The 1,845-nt window shown below is 69.8% G+C and carries 1 protein-coding gene and 1 pseudogene; both read left to right on the forward strand.

The annotated features are described in order from the left end of the window. The first annotated feature begins 269 nt into the window (after positions 1-269). Positions 270-1,148 (forward strand): ABC transporter substrate-binding protein, encoded by an 879-nt coding sequence (locus tag ACFVWD_RS58195; protein WP_389607278.1) that lies wholly within the window; start codon positions 270-272, stop codon positions 1,146-1,148. A gap of 50 nt (positions 1,149-1,198) precedes the next feature. Further along, positions 1,199-1,549 (forward strand): annotated as a pseudogene (locus ACFVWD_RS58200) (transposase); the annotation flags it as partial. Positions 1,550-1,845 lie beyond the last annotated feature (296 nt).

A 1,845-nucleotide genomic window follows, 5' to 3' on the forward strand; every position in this document is an offset into this window, starting at 1 on the left:
CTGGCACACCCGGACGACGTCGCCCAGGCGGTCGCCTTCTACGCCGGCGAGGACAACGCCTTCATGACCGGCACCACGGCCGCGGTCAACGGCGGCATGCTCATGTACTGACGCCCGGCCGTCCTTTGCACACGGGGCCATACCGTCCGGGTCCGGCCGTCGGCCGCACCGCATCCGGCACACCGTCACCTCAGCACCATGGGCCGCAGCGCCCTGCGCCTGCGGCACACGCGGGCACAGGGCGGCGACACGATCAAGGAAAGACATTCATGCACACGATCGATCTCGCCTACGTCGGGCGGGGCCTGCACGAGGAACTGGTCGCCCACATCGCCGACCAACAGGGCTACTACACCGACGAGGGCGTCCACGTCGCGCTGCGCGACGGCTGCTCCTGGGACGAGGAGCGGCTGCGCCGCGGCGCCACCATCGGGCTCGGCCGGGCACTGCTGTCCCGGCTGGCCGACGGCACCCCCTGGGTCGCACTCCAGGTCAACACCACCCGCCCGCTGTTCTGGTTCCTCGCCCGCCCCGGCCTGGCCTCCCTGGCCGACCTGGCCGGCCGGCGGCTGGCAGTGCACGCCCCCCGCACCGCGCCCGGGTGCTTCGCCCGGATCGTGCTGCGCCGGGCCGGCCTCGACCCGGACCGCGACATCCGCACCGTCGTCCGTCCGCCCGGCGACTACGGAATGGACCTGCGCCGGCTGCACGACGGCAGCATCGACGCCGCCCTGGTCGGCAGCACCATGGCGCCGGAGGCGATAGCCGCCGAGTACGGCTGGCAGGTGCTGGCCTGGGTCGGCGACCACTTCCGGATCCCCACCGTCGGCGTGGCCGTCGACCCCACCTACACCGACCCGGACGACCCCGCGGTCCAGGCCGTCCTACGGGCCCACCGGCGCGCCCTGCAAGTGATCCACGACGAACCCGACACCACGGTGCGGCACATGCAGACATTCCTCGGCCGACACACCGCCGACGAAGTCCGAACCCACTACGAGACGTTCATCGCACCGTATTTCACCACCGGCGGCCAGGCCGACCTCACCGTCGGCGCCGACGCGATCACCGCGGTCGCCACCGAACTCGGCGTCCCCGCCACCGTCACCGCAGCCGAGTTCTACCGCACCGCAACCACCACACCCTAGGTCCTGTCCAATCCGCGTGACTCGCCTTGTGGTGGATCGTTTCGGTCGACGTGGGGCTGGGTGATCTTTCGGATGAGGAACAGGTGCGGCTGGAACCGCATTTGCCGAGGAGTGCCGGCCGGGGCGGACGGTAGCAGTGCCACCGCCGGGTGATTCACGGGATTCTGTTCCGGCAGCGGACTGGCTTGCCATAGCGGGACCTGCCATCTCGCTTCGGAAAGTGGAAGACGGTTCATGACCGTCATCGCAGGTGGTCAGCGGACGGCACATGACAGAGAGAATCCCTGCGGGCCGTCCAGGCGGACGCCGATGCCGAGGGCCGGACCGACTGGAGCATGGTCAGCGTGGGCTCCGCCTCCTGTCGGGCCCATCAGTACTCGGCAGGAGCTCACTCCCGGTCAGTGGGGCGATGCCCCGCAGTTGATCCCTGTGCCGCGGGCCTCCACTGGCGCCCGCGGCAACAGAACAGTTGGCGCTGTCACGTTGGCTGACCGGGTGGGATGATCTTCTGGTTGATCATGCTGGGAGGGGGTCGTCCGTGGGGAGCGCGTCACCGTCGTACAGAGGGGCACCGGTACCCGGTCGAGGTGATCTCCCACTGTGTGTGGCTGTACTTCCGCTTTCCGCTCAGCTTCCGCGAGGTCGGGGAGCTGATGCTCCAGCGCGGCGTCATCGTCTCCTACGAGACAGTGCGCCG

Origin of the sequence: Streptomyces sp. NPDC058086 (assembly GCF_042885015.1) — a bacterium.
In the GTDB taxonomy this organism is placed as follows: domain Bacteria; phylum Actinomycetota; class Actinomycetes; order Streptomycetales; family Streptomycetaceae; genus Streptomyces.

What these genes read in the sequence shown, in the direction of transcription:
- ACFVWD_RS58195 (WP_389607278.1), top strand. Translation starts at nt 270, where the DNA reads ATGCACACGATCGATCTCGCCTACGTCGGGCGGGGCCTGCACGAGGAA.